At 73.9% G+C, this 24,134-nt stretch carries 1 protein-coding gene; it reads right to left on the bottom strand.

The genetic code is table 11. The features are described 5' to 3' along the window. Positions 1-3: 3 nt before the first annotated feature. Entirely contained in the window at positions 4-24,102 is a 24,099-nt protein-coding gene (locus tag ACFYR3_RS29740; RefSeq protein WP_389285157.1) for a non-ribosomal peptide synthase/polyketide synthase, read from the bottom strand. Positions 24,103-24,134 lie beyond the last annotated feature (32 nt).

Genomic DNA, 24,134 nt, shown 5'->3' with positions numbered 1-24,134 from the left:
GAATCAGTCCTCCTGGTGGTGGGTTGGGGTGTCACCGGTGACCTCGGCGAGGCGGGCGGCCAGGATCGGTCCGATCTGGGCCAGTGAGCCGGCTTCGGTCATCCGGTTGTGCCGAGTGGTGATCTCGTGCGATTCGATCCGGCCCGCGATGTACGGGCGCCAGGTCGCGGGCCCGGCGTCGTCCCCGTCGCGGTCGATCGTCGAGTTGAACAGCAGCAGGTCGCCGTCGAACCCGGCGGGGACGAAGTCGACCGCCAGCCTCGCGTTGTTGATCATGATGTGGACGATGACCTCGATCTGCTGCTCCGTCAGGCCCTGCAGTGCGCTGCCCCGCCGGTTCAGGACCTCGGCGACCTCGGCGTAGGTCAGCTCCCGGTCGCCCAGCTCGTCCGGGTCGACGTCGAGCACACCGACGAGCACGTCCCGCTCGGTGGGCACGGGCATCTCCTCGAACTGCACGTCCTTCACCGGATAGGCGTCGAGGATGGCCAGCAGCGCGGTCCGCTCGCCGCGCGCCTGCAGCTCGCAGGCGACCGCGTGGGCGATCAGCCCGCCGGCCGACCAGCCGAGCAGCAGGTACGGGCCCTCGGGCTGGATCTTGCGGATCTGGTCGGCGTAGTCGGCCGCCATCTCCTCGTAGGACGTCGGCAAGGGTTCGGGCCGGCCGAGGCCGCGCGCCTGGATCGCGTAGACCGGGTGCTGGGGACCGATGTGGTTCAGGAGCCCGCTGTACGACCAGCTGATGCCGCCGCCGGGGTGGATGCAGAACAGCGGCGTACCGGTCCCGGTCGAACGCAGCGGCAGCACCACGTCCAACGCGTCGGCGGGGTCGTCCATGACCAGGCGCTCGGTGAGACCGGCCACGGTCGGCGCCTCGAACAGCATGCGCAGGCCGAGCTCCAGGCCGAGGGTCTCGCGGACGCGGGAGGCCAGGCGGGCGGCCAGCAGCGAGTGCCCGCCCAGATCGAAGAAGTTGTCGTCGATGTGCACCTGTTCCCGGCCGAGGACCTCGGCGAAGAGGCCGCACAGCAGCTGCTCCCGCGGCGTCCGGGGGCCGCGTCCGGTGCCCTGCGCCCCGTACTCGGGGGCGGGCAGGGCGGCCCGGTCCAGCTTGCCGTTGGCGGTCAACGGCAGCGTGTCCAGGGTGACGAACGCCGACGGCACCATGTAGTCGGGCAGGTCACGGCGCAGTCGCCCGGAGAGCTCGCCCGCCTCGGGCGCGCCCTCGGGGGCGGCCACCAGATAGGCCACCAGCCGCTTGTCGCCGGGCCGGTCCTCGCGGGCGACGACGGCCGCCTGGGCGACGCCCGGGCAGCTCGCGAGGATCGCCTCGATCTCGCCGGGCTCGATCCGCAGGCCGCGGAGCTTGACCTGGTGGTCGGTCCGTCCGGCGAACTCCAGTGTGCCCTCGGCCGGCCACCACGCCAGGTCGCCGGTGCGGTACATCCGGCTCCCGGGCGGCCCGTACGGGTCGGCGGTGAAGCGCTCCGCCGTCAGGCCGGGTCGGCCGAGGTAGCCGCGGGCCACGCCCGTCCCCGCGAGGTACAGCTCGCCGACCAGGCCCGTGGGCACCGGCCGCAGGCGGTCGTCGAGCACGTAGGCGCGCATGTTCGCCATCGGCCCGCCGATCGGTACGGTCGCGGCGTGCTCGGGGAGGCTGTGCACCGGGTGGCGGGTGGCCAGGGTCGTGGCCTCGGTGGGCCCGTAGCCGTTGACCACCTCGATGCCGGGGCAGACCTCCAGCACCCGGGCGACGGCGGCCGGGGAGACCACGTCACCGCCGGTCCACACCTCGCGGACCCCCGCGAGCAGGGCCGGCCGCTCCTCGGCGACCAGGCGGAACAGCCCGGCCGTCAGCCACAGTCCGGTCACCCCGTGTGTGCTGATCGTGTGCTGCAGCAGGTCGAGGTCGAGCCGCTCGGGCGGTGCGACCACGACCCGGCCGCCGCCCAGCAGCGGCACCCACAGCTCGTAGGTCGAGAGGTCGAAGGCGGTCGGGGAGTGCATCAGCACCCGCTCGTGTCCGCCGCCGTGATATTCGGGGGTGAGCGCGAGGCCCACCACGTCGCGGTGGGTGACGGCCACGCCCTTGGGCCGGCCGGTCGAGCCTGAGGTGTACATCACGTACGCCAACTGCCGCTGGTCGCAGCGTACTTCGATGCCGGACGCGTCGGGCTCGCCCTCGATCAACGCGGTCAGCACGTCCTCGGTGAGCACCAGGGCGGCCCCGGCCTCCTGGAGGATCAGGTCGATCCGGGACTGCGGGAAACGCGAGTCGAGGGGCGCGTAGGCGCCGCCCGCCTTGATGATCGCCAGGAGCGCCACGACGAGGTCCGCCGAGCGGTCGAGCAGCACCGCGACCGGTGTCTCCGGTCGTACGCCCTGGCGGATCAGTGCCCGCGCGAGGCGGTTGGACCGCTGGTCGAGTTCCCGGTAGCTCAGCTCGGTGGCGCCCGCCACGACGGCCACCGCGTCCGGGGTGGCGCGCACCTGACGGGCGAACAGCTCCGGCAGCGCGGCCTCGGGCAGCTCGACCGCGGCGCCGGTGGACCGGGACAGCAGCCGGCGGCGTTCCTCGCCCGACATGATGTCGATCCGGCTGATCGGCCGGCCGGGGTCGGCGACCGCCGCGCGCAGCAGCCGTGCCCAGCGCTCGAACAGCAGCTCCACGGTGGCCGGGTCGAACAGGTCGGTGGCGTACTCCACCGCGCCGACCAGTCCGTCGGGGTCGCCGTCCGGGCGGAACTGCTCGGCCAGGCTGAACGTCAGGTCGACCCGCGAGGTCCCGGTCGACGCCTCCAGGTGGCCGGTCTCCAGGCCCGGCAGGGCGAACTCGCCCACCGGCGCGTTCTGCAGGGCCAGCATGATCTGGAACAGCGGGTGGTGCGACAGCGAACGGGCCGGGTTGACCACCTCGACCAGGTACTCGAACGGCACGTCCTGGTGGTCGTAGGCGGCGAGCGCCTTCTGCCGCACCCGGCCGAGCAGTTCGGCGAAGCCGGGGTCGCCGCTCGTGTCGGTGCGCAGCACCAGGGTGTTGACGAAGAAGCCGACGAGGTCGTCCAGCGCCTGGTCGGTACGGCCGGCGATCGGGCTGCCCACGGGGATGTCCGTACCGGCACCGAGCCGGGTGAGCAGCGCGGCGAGGCCGGCCTGGAGCACCATGAACATGCTGGCGCCGCGCTCGGCGGCCAGGTCCCGCAGTGCCTGGTGCAGTTCGGGGTCCAGCCGGACCACGACCCGGCTGCCCAGCTGGGAGGCCACCGGCGGCCGGGGCCGGTCGGCGGGCAGCTGAACCTGCTGCGGAATGCCCGCCAGTTCGTCCTTCCAGTAGGCCAGTTGCCGGGCGAACAGGCTGTCCGGGTCGGCGGTGTCGCCGAGCAGGTCGCGTTGCCAGCAGGTGTAGTCGGCGTACTGCACCGGCAGCGGGGCCCACTGCGGCTCCTCGCCCCGGCAGCGCGCCGTGTAGGCGGCCGCGAGGTCGCCGGAGAGCGGCCCCATCGACCAGCCGTCGGCGGCGATGTGGTGGACCACGACCAGCAGCACGTGCCGGTCGGGGGCGAGCGCGTACAGCTCCGCCCGGACCGGCGGCTCCGCCGCCAGGTCGAAGCCTCGCCGGGCCGTCTGCGCCAGCCGCCCGGCCAGCCGGCTCTCGTCGAGCTCGACCACCGGCAGCTCCGGGTGCGCCTGTGAGGCGCTCAGCACGACCTGGTACGGCACACCGTCCGTCTCGCGGAAGACCGTCCGCAGGCTCTCGTGCCGGGCGATCACGTCCGCGAGCGCGGCGTGCAGGGCCGGGCGGTCGAGTTCGCCGGTCAGACTCAGGGCGAGCGGCATGTTGTAGGTGGCGCTCGGGCCGTCCATCCGGTGCAGGAACCACAGGCGGCGTTGGGCGAAGGACAGCGGGACCTTCCCCCAGCCTTCGGCCGGGGGTGCCCCCATGGGTCGCGGCCGGGCGGTCAGCGCGGGCCGCGCCGTGCCGGAGCCGTCGAGGCGGGCCGCGAGTCCGGCCACGGTCGGCGTCTCGAACAGAGTCCGGACCTCGAGCTCCGCGCCGAGGGTCGCCCGGACGCGGGAGGCCAGGCGGGTCGCCAGCAGTGAGTGTCCGCCCAGGTCGAAGAAGCTGTCCTCGACACCGACCTGGGCCAGGCCGAGCACCTCGGCGAACAGCTCGGCGAGGAGCTGTTCCTGCGGGGTCCGCGGCGCCCGCCCGGCTCCGGCCGGGCCCGGGTCGGGCGCGGGCAGCGCGCGGCGGTCGAGCTTGCCGCTGGCCGTCAGCGGCAACGTCTCCAGCGCCACGAACGCCGACGGGATCAGGTAGTCGGGCAGTCGCCCGCGCAGCCATTCGCGGAGTTCGCCGATGAGGGCGCCCGTGCCCCGGCTGCCGGTCGGGCGGTTGGTCAACGAAGACAGCGGCGTGCCGGCGGTCCGGGCCGACCGGTACGGCTCGGCCGGGGAGTCGTGATGCGCCCACGGGGCGGCGAAGACGACGTCCAAGGCGTCGGCCGCGGTGGCCGACCAGGTGACGCCCACCCAGCGGTCGAACTCCAGCCCGATGACCCGGAAGTCCTCCGGGTCGGGGAGTTCGCTCTCCTCCGGTCCGTGCAGCCGCTCCAGCAGTTCGGCGAGCGAGCCGCCGCCGTTCTGCAGTGCCCGGGAAAGGGCGGCCTCGCGCAGCACCCGGCGGTTCGGCACTCCGGTGATCCGCAGCACGTCGGCGGGCGGCTGGGCGAGGAGTTCGCGCAGCTCGGCCGGTCCCGCGAGCCGGTGTCCCCACTCCAGCTCGACCGTCCGGCCCGGGGCCGCCGGAACGACCGGGGCCTTGTGCAGCGTCACGTCGTAGCGGTAGCGGGTCAGTTCGTTGTGGTGACGGCCGCGCTTGACCTCCACGGCCACCGCGCCGATGTCCGTGCCGTGCTCCCGCAGGACGGTGAAGAAGTCCGGGTCGACCAGGAGTTCCTTCTCCACCCTGACGGCCTGCTCCACCGCGCGGCGCACCGCCGCGAGGTCGCCGTCGGCACCGGTGCGGTGCAGCTGGACCGCGGTGGCCAGCGGGCGCAGCAGCCGCAGGTTGCGGACGTCGCCGACGAAGAGCGTGCCGCCGGGGGCGAGCAGCCGCATCAGCTTCCCGATCACGTCCGCGAGGTAGTCGGCGGACGGGAAGTACTGCACCACCGAGTTGATCACGACGGTGTCGAACCACCCGGCCGGCAGGCCCTCGGTGTCGTGCGCCGGGCGGGCCTGCAGCACGACACGCTCGGCCAGGTCGTCCTGTCGGCCGACCTGCGCGGTCAGCGCGTCGACCGCCGTGGCGGAGAAGTCCGTCGCCCAGTAGGTCTCGCAGTGCGGTGCGATCTGCGAGAGCAGCAGTCCGGTGCCGACGCCGACCTCCAGCACCCGCCGGGGGCGCAGGGCCAGGATGCGGGCCACGGTGGCGTCCCGCCACTCCCGCATCTGCTCGACCGGGATCGGGCTCGCGTCGTAACTGCTGTTCCAGCCGACGAAGTTCTGGCCGAAGCCGGCTTCCTCGGGGGTGATGGGCAGGGCGTCGTAGATGTCCTGCCACTCGCCCACGTGGTCCGCTTCCAGGCCACTGTCCCGGGCCTCGCCCTGGTGCGGGACGACGTAGCCGACGAGCCGGTCGTCCTGGGCCAGGACGGCGGCCCGGGCGACGGCGGGGTGCTCGGCCAACGCCGCCTCGACCTCGCCGGGCTCGATGCGGAAGCCGCGCACCTTCACCTGGTCGTCGGCACGGCCGACGTACTCCAGCTCACCGTCGTTGCGCCGGCGCACCAGGTCTCCGGTGCGGTACATGCGCTCACCGGACCCGAACGGGCAGGCGACGAACCGTCCGGCCGTCAGGCCCGGCCGGTTCAGGTAGCCGCGCGCCAGTCCCGCGCCCGCGACGTACAGCTCCCCCGCCACGCCCGTCGGCACCGGCCGCAGCCGCTCGTCCAGCACGTACACCCGGGTGTTGGCGATCGGACGGCCGATCGGCGGGACGCCCGCTCCCGGGGACAGCGGGGCGCTCATGGTCGCGCACACCGTGGTCTCGGTCGGACCGTACGCGTTGATCATCCGGCGCCCGGGCGCCCAGCGGTCCACCAGTTCCGGCGGGCACGCCTCACCCGCCACCACCAGCGTCGGCACCTGCACCGAGCCCTCCGGCACGGCGGCGAGGACGGACGGCGGCACGGTCACGTGGGTCACCGCGAGGTCCCGGTCGGCCAGCGCGGCCACCGGGTCCGCCGTCGGGGGCAGCACCAGGGCCGCGCCGCGCAGCAGGGCGGTGTAGATCTCCGACACCGAGGCGTCGAAGCTGGGCGAGGCGAACTGGAGTACCCGGCTGTCGGGTTCGATCGCGAACCGCTCGATCTGTGCGGCGACCAGGCTCGCGACACCGCCGTGGCCGACCACCACGCCCTTGGGGCGGCCGGTCGAGCCCGATGTGTAGATCACGTAGGCCGGGTGCCGGACGTCGAGCGCGACCACGGGGTCGGTGTCCGGCCAGGCGGACACCTCGGTCACCAGCGCCGGGTCGTCGACCATCAGGGCCGGCCGGGCGTCGTCCAGCATGTACGCGATCCGCGCCGGCGGGTACGCCGGATCCACGGGCAGGTACGCGGCCCCGGCCTTCAGCACGCCCAGGACGGCCACCACGGACTCCACCGAGCGCTGCAGGGCCACGGCCACGGTCTGCTCCGGGCCGACGCCCCGGGCGATCAGCGCGTGCGCGAACCGGTTCGCCCGGGCGTTCAGCTGCCGGTACGTCAACTCGGCGTCGCCGCACACCAGCGCGAGGGCGTCCGGTGTCGCCGCGACCTGTGCCGCGAACGCCTGCGGCACCGGGACGGCCGCCACCTCGCGGGCGGTCGCGTTGCCCTGCTCCAGCAAACGGTGCCGCTCGTCGGCGTCGAGGAGCTCGATCCGTCCGATCGACCGGTCCGGGTCGGCGGTGACCGCCTCCAGCAGGCGCGTCCAGCGCCCGGTGAGCGCCTCGACCGTCGAGCGGTCGAACAGGTCGGTGGCGTACTCCACCGCGCCGACGATCCCCGCCGGGCTGCCGTCCGGACCGAACTGTTCGACGAGGCTCACACCGAGGTCGAACTTGGCGGTTCCGGTGGCCACCGCGTAGGTGGCGACGTCCAGACCGGGCAGGGAGAACCGGCCCATCGGAGCGTTCTGCACCGCCAGGACGGTCTGGAACAGCGGGTGGTGCGACAGCGAGCGGGACGGATTCAGCACCTCCACCAGGTGCTCGAACGGCACGTCCTGGTGCGCGTACGCCGACAGCGCCGTCTCCCGCACCCGCCCCAGCAGCTCGGCGAAACTCGGATCACCGCTCGTGTCGGTCCGCAGCACCAGCGTGTTCACGAAGAACCCGACCAGCTCGTCCAGCGCCTCGTCGGTACGCCCCGCGATCGGAGACCCGATCGGGATGTCCGTGCCCGCACCCAGCCGCGTGTACAGCGCCGCCAACGCTGCCTGCAGCACCATGAACAGGCTCGCGCCCGACTTCCGGGCCAACTCCACCAGGGCTGCGTGCAGTTCGGGGCTCAGCTCCAGGCCGACGTGGTCCCCGCGCCAGCCGGCGACGGCCGGCCTCGGCCGGTCGACGGGCAGCTGGAGCAGCTCCGGCAGGTCGGACAGCTGACGCTTCCAGTAGTCGAGCTGCTCGGCGAACCGGCTCTGAGGGTCGGCGGCGTCGCCGAGCAGGTCGCGCTGCCACAGCGTGTAGTCCGCGTACTGCACCGGCAGGACCGGCCACTGCGGCGCGCGCCCCTCGCACCGGGCGGCGTACGCCTCGGCCAGGTCGCGGGCCAGCGGGCCGGTGGACCAGCCGTCCCCGGCGATGTGGTGCATCACCAGCAGCAGCACGTGCTCGTCCGGCGCGAGGACGAACAGCTCCGCCCGCAGTGGCGCTTCGGCCTCCAGGTCGAAGGGCTGTCGTGCGAACTCGGCGAGCCGCTCGAACAGTTCGACCTCAGACACCTCGGTCAGCCGCGCCCGGGGCCGGGCCTCCGCCGGGTCGAGGACGAGCTGGCAGGGTACGCCGTCGACCTCCGGGAAGACCGTCCGCAGGCTCTCGTGCCGGGCCACCACGTCGGCCAGCGCCTCGTCCAGCGCCGCATGGTCGAGCGTCCCGGTCAGCCGGAGCGCCAGCGGGATGTGGTACGTCGCGGCGGTGCCGTCCATGCGGTGCAGGAACCAGAGTCGGCGCTGGGCGAAGGACAGCGGCACCGCCTCCGGCCGCTCGTGCGTGGTCAGCGCCGGGCGGGCGTGGCCGGCCCCGCCCAGCGCCTCGGCCAGGCCGGCCACGGTGGGCGCCTGGAACAGCGCGCGCAACGCCACCTCCACTCCGAGCACCGAGCGCACCCGCGCGGCCAGCCGGGTGGCGAGCAGGGAGTGCCCGCCCAGGTCGAAGAAATCGTCGTCGAGCCCGACCCGCGGCACGCCCAGCACCTCGGCGAACAGCTCGCACAGGATCTGCTCCTGCGGCGTGCGCGGCGCCCGCCCGGCCTCGGCCGAGCCGCGATCGGGAGCGGGCAGCGCCGCCCGGTCCAGCTTCCCGCTCGGCGTCAGCGGCAGCATGTCCAGCACCACGAAGACAGCCGGTACCAGGTAGTCGGGCAGCCTGTCCCGCAGGTACGCCGCCAGCTCCGCCGGACGTACGACCGTGCCGGGACGGGCCGCGACGTAGCCGATGAGCCGGTCGTCCCGGGCGAGCACGGCAGCCTGGGCGACGGCGGGGTGCTCGGCCAGCGCCGCCTCGACCTCGCCGGGCTCGATGCGGAAGCCGCGCACCTTCACCTGGTCGTCGGCGCGGCCGACGTACTCCAGCTCTCCCCCAGCGCCCCCAGCCATGGGGGTCCCCCCGGACGAAGTCTGGGGGAGGCTGGGAGGTGCCCCCACCGGCCGGGGGGACCCCCAGGTCCGGCGGCGCACCACGTCCCCGGTGCGGTACATGCGCTCACCGGCCCCGAACGGGCAGGCGACGAACCGCCCGGCCGTCAGCCCGGGCCGGTTCAGGTACCCGCGCGCCAGACCGGGGCCGGCGACGTACAACTCCCCCGCCACCCCCGGCGGCACGATGCGCAGTCGCTCGTCGAGGACGTACACCCGGAAGCCCGCGACCGATCGGCCGATCGGCGGTACACCGCGCCCCGGGGACAGCGGGTCGCTCATGGTCGCGCACACCGTCGTCTCCGTCGGACCGTACGCGTTGATCATCCGCCGGCCAGGCGCCCACCGGGCCACCAGGTCCGGCGTGCAGGCTTCACCGGCCACCACCAGGGTGGTGGCCGTGAGGTCGGAGCTCTCCAGCGCGGCCAGCGCCGAGGGCGGAAGCGTCACGTGGGTGACGTCGAGCCGGCGGTCCGTCAGGGCCTCCAGCGGGGCCTCGGACGGGGCCAGGACGAGGGCGGCACCGGTGAGCAGGGCGCCGCACAGGTCCCAGAAGGACGCGTCGAAGCTGGGCGAGGCGAACTGGAGCACCCGGCTGCCCGGCGCCACGCCGAGCCGGTCGACCTGCGCCGCCACCAGGCCCGACACGCCGGTGTGGCTCACCATGACGCCCTTGGGGCGGCCGGTCGAGCCCGAGGTGTAGATCACGTAGGCCGGGTGCCGGGCGTCCACCACGACATCCGGATCGGTCTCCGGCCGACCGGAAACCTCGGTCACCAGTGCCGGATCGTCGACCACCACGGCCGGCCGCGCGTCGTCCAGCATGAACGCGATCCGTACCGCCGGGTACCCCGGATCCACCGGCAGGTACGCGGCCCCGGCCTTCAGCACGCCCAGGACCGCCACCACCGACTCCACCGACCGCGGCAACGCCACCGCCACGACCTGCTCCGGACCGACGCCCCGGGCGATCAGCGCGTGCGCGAACCGGTTCGCCCGAGCGTCGAGTTGACGGTACGTCACTTCGATATCACCGCAGACGAGCGCGACCGCGTCCGGCGTCGCCGTCACCTGCGCCGCGAACAGCTCCGGCAGGCTCCCCCCGGCCGCCCCGTCCTGGACGGCGGGCAGCAGCTCGCGGCGCTCCTCTGCGGACAGCAGGTCGATCCCGCCGATCGGCCGGTCGGGCGCGACGGCGACCGCGGCCAGCAGCCTGGTCCACCGGGCGACCAGGGCCTCGACCGTCGAGCGGTCGAACAGGTCGGTGCTGTACTCGACCGCACCGCCGATCCCGGCCGGCGCGCCGTCGGGCCCGTGCTCCTCCGCGAACCCGAAGGTCAGGTCGAGCCGCGCGGTCCCGGTGAGCACGGTCACCCCGGAGACCTGGAGACCCGGCAGCTCGAAGTCGCCGCCCGGCGCGTTCTGCACGACAAGACCGGTCTGGAACAGCGGGTGGTGCGACAGCGAGCGGGACGGATTCAGCGCCTCCACCAGGTGCTCGAAGGGCACGTCCTGGTGCGCGTACGCCGACAGCGCCGTCTCCCGCACCCGACCCAGCAGCTCGGCGAAACTCGGATCACCACTCGTGTCGGTGCGCAGCACCAGCGTGTTGATGAAGAACCCGACCAGCTCGTCCAGCGCCTCGTCGGTACGCCCCGCGATCGGAGACCCGATCGGGATGTCCGTGCCCGCGCCCAGCCCCGTGTACAGCGCCGCCAGCGCCGCCTGCAGCACCATGAACAGGGTGGCACCCGACCTTCGGGCCAACTCCACCAGTGCCGCGTGCAGTTCGGCGTCGATCCGGAGTTCCAGCAGGTCGCCGCCGTACGACATGGTGGCCGGGCGCGGTCGGTCGGCAGGCAGCTGAAGCTGCTCGGGCAGCCCGGCCAGCGCCTCGGTCCAGTAGGTGACCTGGCGGGCGAACACGCTGTCCGTGTCGTGCTCGTCGCCGAGGATCTCGTGCTGCCACAGGGTGTAGTCGCCGTAGGTGACCGGCAGCGGCGGCCATGCCGGAGCCCCGCCACCCTGCCGGGTGGTGTAGGCGGTGGCCAGGTCACGGGCCAGCGGGCCCATGGACCAGCCGTCCCCGACGATGTGGTGCATCACCAGCAGCAGCACGTGCTCGTCCGGCGCGGGCGCGAACAGCTCCGCCCGCAGCGGTACTTCCGAGGTCAGGTCGAACGCCCGTACCGCCGCCTCGCGCAGCAGGGCGGGCAGCTCCGCCTCGCCGGCCGCGCGTACGGTCAGCGGGACGGCGGCCTCGCCGGCGTCCAGCACCCGCTGGAACGGGACTCCGGCGGTGTGCGGGAAGACCGTGCGCAGGGTCTCGTGCCGGGCCACCACGTCCGCGAGCGCGGCGCTCAGCGCGGCCCGGTCGAGGTCGCCGGACAGCCGCAGGGCGAGCGGCATGTGGTAGGTAGCGCTCGGCGCCCCGAACTGCTGGAGGAACCAGAGCCGTCGCTGGGCGAACGACAGCGGCATCGGATCGCGGCGGGGCCGGGGTACCAGGGCCTGCCGCGCGGTGCCGGCGTCGTGCAGCCCGGCCGCGAGCCCGGCGGGTGTCGGCGCCCGGAACAGGCTGCGCAGTTCCAGCTCGACCCCGAGGGTCGCCCGGACCCGCGAGACCAGCCGGGTGGCGAGCAGGGAATGCCCGCCCAGGTCGAAGAAGCCGTCGTCGACCCCGACCCGCGGCACGCCCAGCACCTCGGCGAACAGCTCGCACAGGATCTGCTCCTGCGGCGTGCGCGGCGCCCGGCCGCCGGCGGTCGTGCCCGGCTCGGGCGCGGGCAGCGCCGCCCGGTCCAGCTTCCCGTTCGGCGTCAGCGGCAGCGCGTCGAGCAGTACGAACGCGGACGGGACCATGTAGTCCGGCAGCCGCTCGCGCAGATACGGCGACAGCGTCGCCGGGGTAGCCCCGGCCCCGGCCGACGGGACGACGTACGCGACGATCCGGTCCTCCCGGACGAGCACCGCGACCTGGGCGACACCCTGGTGCGCGGCCAGCTCGGCCTCGATCTCGCCCGGCTCGACCCGGAACCCGCGGATCTTCACCTGGTGGTCCACCCGGCCCGCGAACTCCAGCTCCCCGTCGCCGCGCCAGCGGACCAGGTCACCGGTGCGGTACATCAGCGCGCCGGCCGGACCGTACGGGTTGGCGACGAACCGCGTGGCGGTGAGCCCGGGCCGGTTCAGGTAGCCGCGGGCGAGTCCCGCCCCGGCGAGGTACAGCTCACCCAGCACGCCGGGGGCGACCGGTCGCAGCGCCGAATCCAGCACGTATGCCTGGCAGTTGGCGATCGGGCGGCCGATCGGCACCGGCAGCGGGCAGTCGGCGGGGTCGGCCGGCAGCGGGTAGGCGGTGATCACATGGGTCTCGGCGGGCCCGTAGTGGTTGTGCAGCTCCCGGCCCGGCCGGCGGGTCTGGAAGCGGCGCACGGCACCGCCGAGGCGCATCGCCTCACCGGCCTGGGCGACCAGCCGCAGGCCGGGCAGTTCCAGCCCGGCCTCCTCGGCGGCCTCGGCCAGCGCCTCGACCACCAGGTTGGGCGCGAACAGCTCCTCGACCCCGTGCCGGTCCAGCCAGCGGGCGAACAGCTCGGCGCTGCGGCGCTGCTCCTCGGTCGGCACCACGAGGGTCTTGCCGTACAGCAGCGCGGAGAGCGTCTCCTGCACCGAGACGTCGAAGCTGATCGCGGTGAACTGCGCGGTACGCGTGCCGAGTTCGCCGCCGACGGACCTGTGGTGCCACGCCAGCAGGTTCAGCAGCCCGGCGGCGGGCATCACCACGGCCTTGGGCCTGCCGGTGGAGCCCGAGGTGTAGATGACGTAGGCCGGGTGCCGCGGGTCCACGGCGACTGCCGGATCGTGCTCCGGCAGGTCCCCGTCCGGTGTGACGGCCGCGAGGTCGTCGAGCACCACGGCCGGCCGCGCGTCCTGGAGCATGTACGCGATACGGGCCGCCGGGTAGTCCGGGTCGACCGGCAGATAGGCCGCACCCGTCTTGAGGACCGCGAGGACGGCGACCACCAGCTCGGTCGACCTCGGCAGCCGCAGGGCGACGACCTGCTCCGGCCCCACCCCGCGCGCGATCAGCGCGTGCGCCAGGCGGTTGGCCCTTCGGTTCAGCTCCCGGTAGGTCAGCACGGTGTCCTCGAACACCACCGCCGGGGCCTCGGGGGTCGCCCGGACCTGCGCCTCGAACAGAGCGGGCAGGCCGGCATCGGGAGCCGGGCAGGCGGTGTCGTTGCGTACGACCAACAGTTCGTGCCGTTCCTCGGCGGTGAGGACGTCGATCCGGCTCAGCGGCCGGTCCGGTTCGGCGACCACCGACGCCAGCAGACGCAGCCATCGGGCGACCAGTGCCTCCACCATGGCGGGGTCGAAGAGGTCGGTGCTGTACTCGACCCGCCCGACGATGCCCTCGGCCGGCCCGCCGGTGCCGCCGCGCTCCAGCAGGTGGAAACCGAGGTCGAACATCGCCGTCGGCGTCCGCACCAGGACGATCTCAGCGGCCAGACCGTCCAGCGCGAACTCGGTGCGGGGCACGTTCTGCAGCGCGAGGAGCACCTGGAACAGCGGCTGACGGGCGAGCGACCGGGACGGGTTGAGGGCCTCGACGACGTGCTCGAACGGCAGGTCCTGGTGCGCGTACGCGGCCAGCGCGCCCTCGCGGACCCGGCCGAGGAGCTCGGCGAAGGTCGGGTCGCCACCGGTGTCCGTGCGGAGCACCAGGGTGTTGACGAAGAATCCGACGAGGTCGTCCAGGGCCTCGTCGGTCCGGCCCGCGATCAGGCTGCCGACCGGGATGTCCGTTCCCGCGCCGAGCTTGTCCAGCAGCGATGCCAGGGCGGCCTGCAGCACCATGTACACGCTGGCGCCGTGCTCCCGGCCCAGCCGGATCAGTCCGGCGTGCAGTTCGGCGTCCAGTTCGATCGCGAGGTGGCCGCCGGAGTGGGAGGGGGTCGCGGGGCGAGGGCGGTCTGCGGGGAGCCGGATCTGCTCCGGCAGGTTGGCCAACTGCTCGGTCCAGTAGGCCTGTTGGCGGGCGAACAGGCTGTCCTGGTCGGCCGGGTCGCCGAGCAGCTCCTGCTGCCACAGGGTGTAGTCGGCGTACTGCACCGGCAGCGGTGCCCACCCCGGTTCCTCGCCCTGGCGGCGTGCCGCGTACGCGGTGGCCAGGTCGGCGGCCAGCGGGCCCAGCGACCAGCCGTCACCGGCGATGTGGTGCATCACCAGGAGCAGCACGTGCTCGTCCGCCGAAACCTCGAACACCTCGGCGCGCAGCGGCGGTTCGGCCGCGAGGTCGAATCCGCGCGCCGCGGCCCCCGTCAGCAGTTCCGGCAGGTCCGTCTCGTCGGCCGTGGTGACCGACAGCCTCGGGCACGCCTCCGCGGTGGCCAGCACCTGCTGGTGGGGTACTCCGTCCACGGCCGGGAAGACCGTGCGCAGGGTTTCGTGACGGTCGACGACGTCGCCCAGCGCCGCCTCCAGGGCCGCCAGGTCCAGTGGCCCCGAGAGCCGCCACGCGAGCGGCATGTTGTAGACCGAGTCGGCGCCCTCCAGCTGGCGCAGGAACCACAGCCTCCGCTGAGCGGACGACAGCGGCACCATCCCCCACCCTTCGGCCGGGGGTGCCCCCACGGGCCGCTCCGCCCGCCCCAGGGCGAGCCGGGCCCGGTCCGCGCCGCCCAGCCCGGCGGCCAGCCCGGCCACCGTCGGGGTCTGGAACAGGGTGCGCAGCGCCAGTTCCACGCCCAGGGCCGCACGGACCCGGGCCACCAACCGGGTGGCCAGCAGGGAGTGCCCGCCCAGGTCGAAGAAGTCGTCGTCGACGCCGACTTGAGGCAGACCCAGTACCTCGGCGAACAGCTCGGCCAGTACCTGTTCCTGCGGAGTGTGCGGGGCCCGGCCGACCCGCGACGCCGCGTACTCGGGCTCGGGCAGGGCGCGCCGGTCGAGCTTGCCGTTGGCGTTCAGCGGCAGCACGTCGAGGGAGACGAACGCGGCGGGCACCATGTGGTCGGGCAGCCGCTCGCGCAGGCGCGCCCGCAGGTCTTCCGGCCGAAGCTCCGCCCCGGCGGCGGGCACCAGGTAGGCGACCAGGCGGGTGTCCCCCGCCCGGTCCTGCCGTACGGTCACGGCGGCCTGCGCGACCTGCGGGTGTTCCGCCAGCGCCGCCTCGATCTCGCCGAGCTCGATCCGGAATCCCCGGACCTTGACCTGGTCGTCGGTGCGGCCGAGGAACTCCAGGTTCCCGTCCGGTCCCCACCGCACCAGGTCACCGCTGCGGTACATCCGCGAACCGCCGGGACCGAACGGGTCCGCCACGAACCGTCCCGCGGTCAGGCCCGGCCGGTTCAGGTAGCCGCGCGCCAGCCCCGCACCGGCGATGTACAGCTCACCCGGCACACCCGCGGGAACCGGCTGCAACGCGGCGTCGAGCACGTGCAACCGGACACCGCCGAGCGGGCGGCCGATCACCTGGCGCGGGCTCGACTCCAGCGATGCGACGGTCGAGTCCACCGTGCACTCGGCCGGCCCGTAGTAGTTCAGGGCGAGCACCCCGTCGGCCGCCCGCAACCGTTCCCACAGTTGCTCCGGAACGGTCTCCCCGCCCAGCCCGACCAGCGACGGACGCCACCGCGGGTTGTCCAACAGGCCGTGGTCGACAAGGACTTGCAGGTAGGACGGGGTACCGCCGACCGTGTCCAGCCCGGCCCGCGCCGCGTACTCGAGGTAGGCGTCCGGGTCGGTCCAGGTCGCCTCGTCCAGGACGTGCAGCTCGTGGCCGGCGTACAGGGCGAACATCTGGTCGCAGGAGGCGTCGAACGACACCGACGTGGTCAGCCCCATCCGTACCCGCTCCCCCGTCCGGAAGACCAGCGGACACTGGTTGGCGAACAGGTTGGACAGGCCACCGTGCGTCGCCACCACGCCCTTGGGCCTGCCGGTGGAACCGGAGGTGTAGATGACGTAGGCCGGATAGCAGGGGTCGATGGCGACCGCAGGGTCCGTCGACGGGCACCCCACCACCAGCGCGGTCGTCTCCGGGTCGTCGGCCACCAGCCATCCGGCGGGACCGGTGTCCGGCAGCCGGCCCCGGGTGCGGGTGTCGGTCACCACCAGGACCGGTCGGGTGTCGTCGAGCATGTACGCGATCCGCGCGGCCGGGTACTCCGGATCGACCGGAACGTACGCGGCGCCGGTCTTCAGCACCGCGAGGATCGTCACCACCAGCTGGGCCGAGCGCGGCAGCGCCACCGCCACCAGCCGCTCCGGCCCCGCACCCCGCGCGATCAGGGCGTGCGCCAGCCGGTTCGCCCGCGCGTCCAACTCCGCGTAGGTCAGCGATGCTTCCGGCCCCACCAGCGCGACGGCGTCCGGAATCGCACGCACCTGAGCCCTGAAGAGCTCCGGCAGGCTCTCGGTGAAGGCCTGGGCCGCCGGGCCGGTGCCCAGCGCCGTCAACTCACCGTGCTCCCCGTCGGTGAGCAGGCCGAACCGGCTGAGCCGCCGCTGCGGGTCGGCGACCACGGCGCGGAGCAGCCGCTCCCACCGCTCGATCATCGTCTCGACGGTGGCCGGGTCGTACAGGTCGCCGGTGTACTCGACGGACCCGTCGATCCCCTCCGGGGAGCCGTCCTGCGCGTGTCGCTCGGACATGGTGAAGATCAGGTCGAGTTTGGCGGTGGTCGACGTCGACGGCATGTCGCCGACGCGCAGCCCGGACGGCGCGAAGTCGGCCCTGGGCGCGTTCTGCAGCACCAGCATGACCTGGAACAGCGGGTGGTGCGCCAGCGACCGGACCGGGTTGAGGGCCTCGACCAGGTACTCGAACGGAAGGTCCTGGTGCGCGTACCCGGCCAGCGCGGTCTCCCGGACCCGGCCCAGCAGTTCGGCGAACGTCGGATCGCCCGAGGTGTCGGTACGGAACACCAGGGTGTTGACGAAGTAGCCGACCAGCTCGTCCTGCGCCTGGTCGGTACGGCCCGCGACCGGGCTGCCGACCGGGATGTCGTCGCCCGCGCCGAGCTTGCTCAGCAGCACTGCAAGACCGGCCTGAAGCACCATGAACAGACTGGTGCCGTGGGCACGGGCGAGTTCGCGCAGCCCGCGGTGCAGCTCGGCGTCCAGCCCGGCACGCACGGAACCGCCCCGGTGCGAGGCGACCGCCGGGCGGGGCCGATCGCCGGGCAGCTGGAGCTGCTCGGGCAGATCGGCCAGCTGCCGGGTCCAGTAGGCCGCCTGGCGGGCGAACAGGCTGTCTCCGTCGGCCGCGTCGCCGAGCAGCTCGTGCTGCCACAGGGTGTAGTCGGTGTACTGGACCGGCAGCTCCTCCCACTGCGGCTCCTCGCCGCGGCAGCGCGCCGCGTAGGCGGTGGTCAGGCCCTGCGCGAGCGGGCCCAGCGACCAGCCGTCACCCGCGATGTGGTGGAGGACCACCTGGAACACGTGCTCGTCCGCCGCCAGCTCGAACAGCCCGGCACGCAGCGGCACATCGACCGCCAGGTCGAACCGCCGGGCCTTCGCTTCCGCCATGACGTTCGGCAGCTCGGACTCGGTGGTCCGGCTGACGAGCAGCCGCGGGCGGGATGCCCCGACGTCCAGCACCTGCTGGTACGGCACTCCGTCGACCGCCGGGAAGACGGTGCGCAGGCTCTCGTGCCGCTCGACCACATCCGCCACGGCGGACTCCAGGGCGCGCCGGTCCAGATCCCCGGACAGCCGCCAGGCCAGGGAGATGTGGTAGTTCGCGCCGGCGCCCTCCAGCTGGTGCAGGAACCACAGCCGCCGCTGCGCGAACGACAGCGGGATCGCCTCGGGGCGTTCGCGCCGTGCCAGGGCGGTCTGCGCCGGTCCGGCCGCCACCAGGGCGGCGGCCAGGCCGGCCGGGGTCGGCGCCTCGAACAGGGTGCGCAGCGGCATTTCCACCCCGAGCGTCGCGCGGATCCGGGCGGCCAGGCGGGTGGCCAGCAGCGAGTGGCCGCCCAGGTCGAAGAAGCCGTCCTCGACGCCGGCCGACGCCACGCCCAGGACCTCGGCGAACAGCTCGCAGAGGACCTGCTCCTGCGGGGTGCGCGGCGCGCGGGCGGTTGCCGTCGGGGCGAGGTCGGGGGCGGGCAGGGCCCGGTGGTCCAGCTTGCCGTTGGCGGTCAGCGGCAGCGTGTCCAGCACGACGAACGCCGACGGCACCATGTGTTCCGGCAACCGCTCGCACAGGTGCCCACGCAGGTCGGCCGGACTCGGTACGGCGCCCGCGGCCCGCACCAGGTACGCGACCAGCCGGGTGTCGTCGGCCCGGTCCTGCCGGGCCAGGACGGCGACCTGGGCGACGCCGGGGTGCTCGGCCAGCGCCGCCTCGATCTCGCCGAGCTCGATCCGGAAGCCGCGCACCTTCACCTGCTGGTCGGCCCGGCCGACGTAGTGCAGGCTGTGGTCCGCCGCGCGGCGGACCACGTCGCCGCTGCGGTACATCCGCGATCCCGGCGGTCCGAACGGGTCGGCCACGAAGCGCCCGGCGGTGAGGCCCGGCCGGTTCAGGTAACCGCGCGCCAGCCCTGGACCCGCGACGTACAGCTCGCCGGGCACACCCGGGGCCACCGGCCGCAGGTGGGCGTCCAGCACGTACGTCCGCAGGTCCGGAACGGCCGTGCCGATCCCGCCGACGGCGCCGCCGGACCGGTCGAGCGCCGCGTACGTGACGTGCACCGTGGTCTCCGTGATGCCGTACATGTTGACCAGCAGCGGCGCGTCGTCCGGGTGCCGCTCGTACCAGCTCGCCAGCCGGGCGTGCTCCAGCGCCTCACCGCCGAACACCACCGTGCGCAGCGCGAGCGGGCGGCCGGTCTCCGGGGATTCCGCGTCCGCCTGCATCAGCTGGTAGAACGCGGACGGCGTCTGGTTGAGCACGGTCACCCGCTCGCGGGCGAGGAGCTCCAGGAAGCGGCCGGGCGAGCGGCTGGTCTCGTGGTCCACGACCACCAGACGGCCGCCGTACAGCAGCGGGCCCCACAACTCCCATACCGAGAAGTCGAAGGCGTAGGAGTGGAAGAGCGTCCAGACGTCCTCTGCGGAGAAGCCGAACAGCTTCTCGGTCGTGCCGAACAGCCGCACCACGTTCCGGTGCGTGACCACCACGCCCTTGGGGTTGCCGGTGGACCCGGAGGTGTAGATGACGTAGGCGGGGTGGCCCGGGTCGAAGGAGACCTCCGGGTCGGTGTCCGGCAGCCCGTCCAGGTCGGCGGTGTCCAGCAGCAGCCGGTCCACCGGGTCCGCGCCCGGCAGGTCGCCGGTCCGGCTCGTGGTCACGAGGAGCGCGGGCCGGGCGTCCTGGAGCAGGTAGGCGATCCGGGCGGCCGGGTACTGCGGGTCCACCGGCAGGTAGGCGCCGCCCGCCTTCAGCACGGCGAGCACCGCCACGACCTGCTCCGCCGAGCGCGGCAGGGCCAGCGCCACGCGCTGCTCCGGCCCCACTCCCCGGTCGATCAGGGCGTGCGCGAGCCGGTTCGCGCGGGCGTTCAACTCGCCGTACGTCAGGGTGACTTCGCCGTCGGTGAGGGCGACGGCGGCCGGGTTCGCCCGTACCTGTCGCTCGAACAGCGCGGTCAGGCTGCTCTCCGACGGATCCTCGCTCCGGTCGGTGCGCGCCGGGAACAGCGCGCGGAGCTCGTCGGCGGACAGCACGTCCACCTGGCCGATCCGCCGGCCGGGGTCGGCGACGACGGCACACAGCAGCCGCAGCCACCGCTCGACGAACCCGGTCACGGTGGCCTCGTCGAACAGGTCGGTGCTGTACTCCACCACGCCCGACAGGCCGTCCTCACCCGGCTGTTCGGCCAGGATGAAGGTCAGGTCGCACTTGGCCGTCCCGGTGTGGACCAGGTCGGCCGCCACCCGCAATCCCGGCAGGTCGAACGTGCCGAGCGGCGCGTTCTGCAGGGCGAGCATGGTCTGGAACAGCGGGTGGTGCGCCAGCGTCCGGGTCGGGTTGAGCGCCTCCACCAGGTGCTCGAACGGCACGTCCTGGTGCGCGTACGCGGCCAGCGCGTCGGCCCGCACCCTGCCCAGCAGTTCGGTGAACGACGGGTCGCCGGAGAGGTCGGTGCGCAGCACCAGGGTGTTGACGAAGAAGCCGACCAGGTCGTCCGCGGCCTCGTCAGTGCGTCCGGCGATCGGCGTACCCACGGGTACGTCGGTGCCCGCGCCCAGCTTGCCCAGCAGGGCGGCCAGCCCGGCCTGGAGCACCATGAAGAGGCTGGCCCCGCCGTCCCTGGCGAGCACGCGCAGGCCCTGGTGCAGCTCGGCGTCGATCCGCACCGGCAGGTGGGCGCCCCGGTAGGACATCGCCGCCGGCCGGGGCCGGTCGAACGGCAGCTCGACCTGCTCGGGCAGATCCGCCAACTGATCCCGCCAGTAGGCGAGTTGACTGTTCAGCAGACTGCCCGGGTCCGCGCCGTCGCCCAGCAGTTCCCGCTGCCAGAGGGCGTAATCGGCGTACTGGACCGGCAGCGGCGACCACTCCGGCTTCGCCCCCTCGGCACGGGCCGCGTAGGCGCTCGTCAGATCCCGCAGGAGCGGCCCCGTCGACCAGCCGTCACCGGCGATGTGGTGCACCACCAGCAGCAGCACGTGCTCCTCGGCGCCGAGCCGGAACAGTTCGGCGCGCAGCGGCGACTCCTCGGAGAGCTCGAAGCCGTGCCGGGCCGCCTCCGCCAGCCGCTCCGGCAGGTCACGCTCGCCCAATTCGGTCACCCGCAGCCGCGGCCGTGCCGCGCCCGGGTCCAGCACCCGCTGGCAGGGCACGCCGTCGAGCACCGGGAAGACGGTGCGCAGGCTCTCGTGCCGTTCGACCACGTCCGCCAGGGCGGCTTCCAGGGCCCGCTGGTCCAGGTTCCCGGACAGCCGCAGCGCCAGCGGGATGTTGTACGTGGCGCTCGGGCCCTCCATGCGGTGCAGGAACCACAGCCGGCGCTGCGCGAAGGACAGCGGAACCTCCCCCTGGCCTTCGGCCGGGGGTGCCCCCACGGGCCGCTCGCACCGCCGCAGGGCCGGCCGCGCCCGGCCCGCGACGTCCACCGCCGCCGCCAGTTCCGCGACCGTCGGCGCGTCGAACAGGTCGCCGAGCCGCAGCTCCACGCCGAGGATCGAGCGGGCCCGGGCGACCAGTCGGGTGGCCAGCAGGGAGTGCCCGCCGAGGTCGAAGAAGCTGTCGTCCAGCCCGGGCTCGGACACCCCGAGCACCTCGGCGAACAGCCCGACGAGCAGGTGTTCGGTCGCGGTGCGCGGTGCCCGGCCCGGCGCGGCGGGCGCTCGCTCGGGCGCCGGGAGGGCCCGCCGGTCGAGCTTGCCGCTCGGGGTCAGCGGCAGTGCGTCCAGCAGCACGTACGCGGCCGGCACCAGCTGCCGGGGCAGCCGGTCCCGCAGGTGGTCGCGCAGGGCGGTGTCGGTCACGGTGGCGCCGGGCTCGAGCACCGCGTAGGCGACCAGCCGGGATTCCCCCTCGGTGCGCACCATCACGGCGGCCCGGGCGACCTGCGGGTGCTCGGCGAGGACGGCCTCGATCTCGCCGAGCTCGACCCGGAAGCCGCGGATCTTGACCTGGTCGTCGGTGCGGCCGAGGAACTCCAGGTTCCCGGCCTCGTCCCAGCGCACCAGGTCCCCGGTGCGGTACATCCTCGACCCGCTCGGCCCGAACGGGTCGGCGACGAACCGCCCGGCGGTCAGCCCCGGCCGGTCGAGGTAGCCGCGGGCCAGCCCCGCGCCCGCGATGTACAGCTCACCCGCCGCACCGGTCGGCAGCGGCCGCAGGGCACTGTCGAGCACGTACAGCCGGGCGTTGGTGACGGGCCGCCCGATCACCGGGCGTGCGTTCGAACCCAGCTGTGCGACCACCGAGTTGACCGTGCATTCGGACGGCCCGTAGAGGTTGAGGCAGGATGCCCCCTCCGTCGCCCGCAGCTGCTCCCACAGCCGCTCCGGGACGGCCTCGCCGCCCACCGCGACCAGTGCCGGGCGCCGCTTCGGGTCACTCAACAGCCCGTGGGAGACGAGCACTTGGAGATAGGACGGGGTGGCTTCGATGTAGTCCAGACCGCACCGCGCCGCGTAACCGACGAAGGCGTCGGGGTCGGTCCAGGTCGCGTGCTCCAGGACGTGCAGCTCGTGGCCCCCGAACAGGGCGAGCAACTGGTTCCAGGAGGCGTCGAAGGACACCGAGGTGGTCAGCGCCACCCGCAGCCGCTGCCGTGCCTTCAGCACCGGCGCGAAGTGCACCTGCCGGAGGTCGGCGAGCAGGTCGAGCAGGCCGCCGTGGGTCGGCAGCACGCCCTTGGGCCTGCCGGTGGAACCGGAGGTGTAGATGACGTACGCCGGGTGACCCGGGTCGACGGCCACCATCGGGTCGGCCGCCGGGCAATCCGCCACCAGGGCGGCCGTCTCAGGGGCGTCGAGCACCAGCCGGTCCACAGAACCGCTGTCCGGCAGGCGGTGCCCGCTGCGGGAGTCGGTGACCACCAGCGTCGGCCGCGCGTCGTCGAGCAGGTACGCGATCCGGGCGGCCGGGTACTCGGGGTCGACCGGAACGTACGCCGCGCCGGTCTTCAGCACCGCGAGGATCGCCACCACCAGCTCCGCCGAGCGCGGCAGCGCCACCGCCACCAGCCGCTCCGGCCCCGCACCCCGCGCGATCAGAGCGTGCGCGAGCCGGTTCGCCCGCGCGTCCAACTCCGCGTAGGTCAGCGAGACGTCGCCGCACACCAGCGCGACCAGCTCCGGAGTCACCCGGACGTGCTCCCGGAACAGCTCCGGCAGGCTCGCGGCCGGGGCCGGCGCCACCGGCCCGGCGCCGAGCACCGCCAGCTCGCGGCGCTCCTCGGCGGTGAGCAGTTCGATCCGCCCCACCGGCTCGTCCGGGTCGCAGTCCGCGACGGCGTCGAACAGGGCAAGCAGCCGCTGCTGGTGCGCGGCGAGGTCGTCGTCGCCGTACGCTTCCGGCGAGCCGTGCAGCCGGAGCAGCGGCGGGTTGCCGTCCCGGTAGTCGAAGACCCAGACGGCGAGGTCGGTGGTCGACCCGGACACGAAGTGGTGCACGGAGGCCGGGTGCCCGGCGAAGCTCGGCCTGGAGTTGAAGGCCATGATGTTGACGATCAGCGGGAACGCCGTCCCGATACTGCCGGGGGCGCCGAGGTCCCGCAGCAGGTCCTCGCTGCGGTAGCGCTCGTGCGCGACGGCCGTCTCGACCTCCCGCGCCGCCTGGGCGACGAGTTCGCGCCACGGCATGTCCGGCCGCACCGTCAGCCGCAGCGGCACCACGTTGGACGTCGTGCCCGGCACCGCCGTCAGGTCGCGGTCGGCGCCCCTACGGGCGGTGACGGGCAGGGCGAGCACCACGTCCTGGTTGCCGGTCAGCCGGTGGGCGTAGAGCGCCGTAGCCGCGACCACCAGCCGGGACCACCGGACGCCGGAACGTCCAGCCGCCGCCCGCAGGGCGTCCGGGCGGCGCAGTTCCCGCTCCTCGGCCAGCCGGAGGGCGCGGTGCGGGTCGGTCGCGCGGGCGTCGGTGAGCCGGGTCGGGGCGGGCAGGTCGGCGAAGCGCTCGGTCCAGTAGGCGCGGTCGGCGGCGAAGTCGGTGGAGGCGCGGTAGGCGGCGTCGCTGTCGACCAGGTCCCGCAGCGAGCCGAACGGGCAGGGCGGCACGGCGCCGCCCTCGGCCAGTGCCGAGTACACCTCGCCGACCCGCTGCCGGAGCATGGAGCTGCTGATCGCGTCCAGCACCACGTGGTGGTAGTTCAGGTACCAGAGGTACTCCGTCGGCGACGCCTTGATCAGCGCGTGGCCGAACAGCGGGTCACGGGCGAGGTCCAGCGGGCGCAGCAGGTCCCGCTCCATCCATTCCACGGCCGCCGCCCGGGGGTCGGGCTCCCCGCTGAGGTCGAGGTGGGCCGGAGCCCAGTCCCAGCTCTCCCTGAGGACCTGGCGCGGGCCCTCGCCGCCGTCGACGAAGGTCACGTGCAGGGCGTCGACCTCGCCGACCACCCGGCGCAGCGCGGTCTCGAACAGCTCCCGGTCCACCGGCCCGTGGATCTCCAGGCACTCGCCGACGCGGTAGCCCGGGATCGGCGTCCGGGAACTCTGCTCGGCAAGCCAGATCTCGCGCTGGGCCGCTGTCAGGGGAAGGGAGTCGCCGTCGGGACGGGGCATGGGGGGATACCTCCGGGAGTGGGACAGACGTG

Origin of the sequence: Streptomyces sp. NPDC005784 (assembly GCF_042871525.1) — a bacterium.
GTDB lineage: Bacteria > Actinomycetota > Actinomycetes > Streptomycetales > Streptomycetaceae > Streptomyces.
Note: the sequence above shows the minus strand (reverse complement) of the source record. Positions and strands in the feature narration are given on the sequence as shown.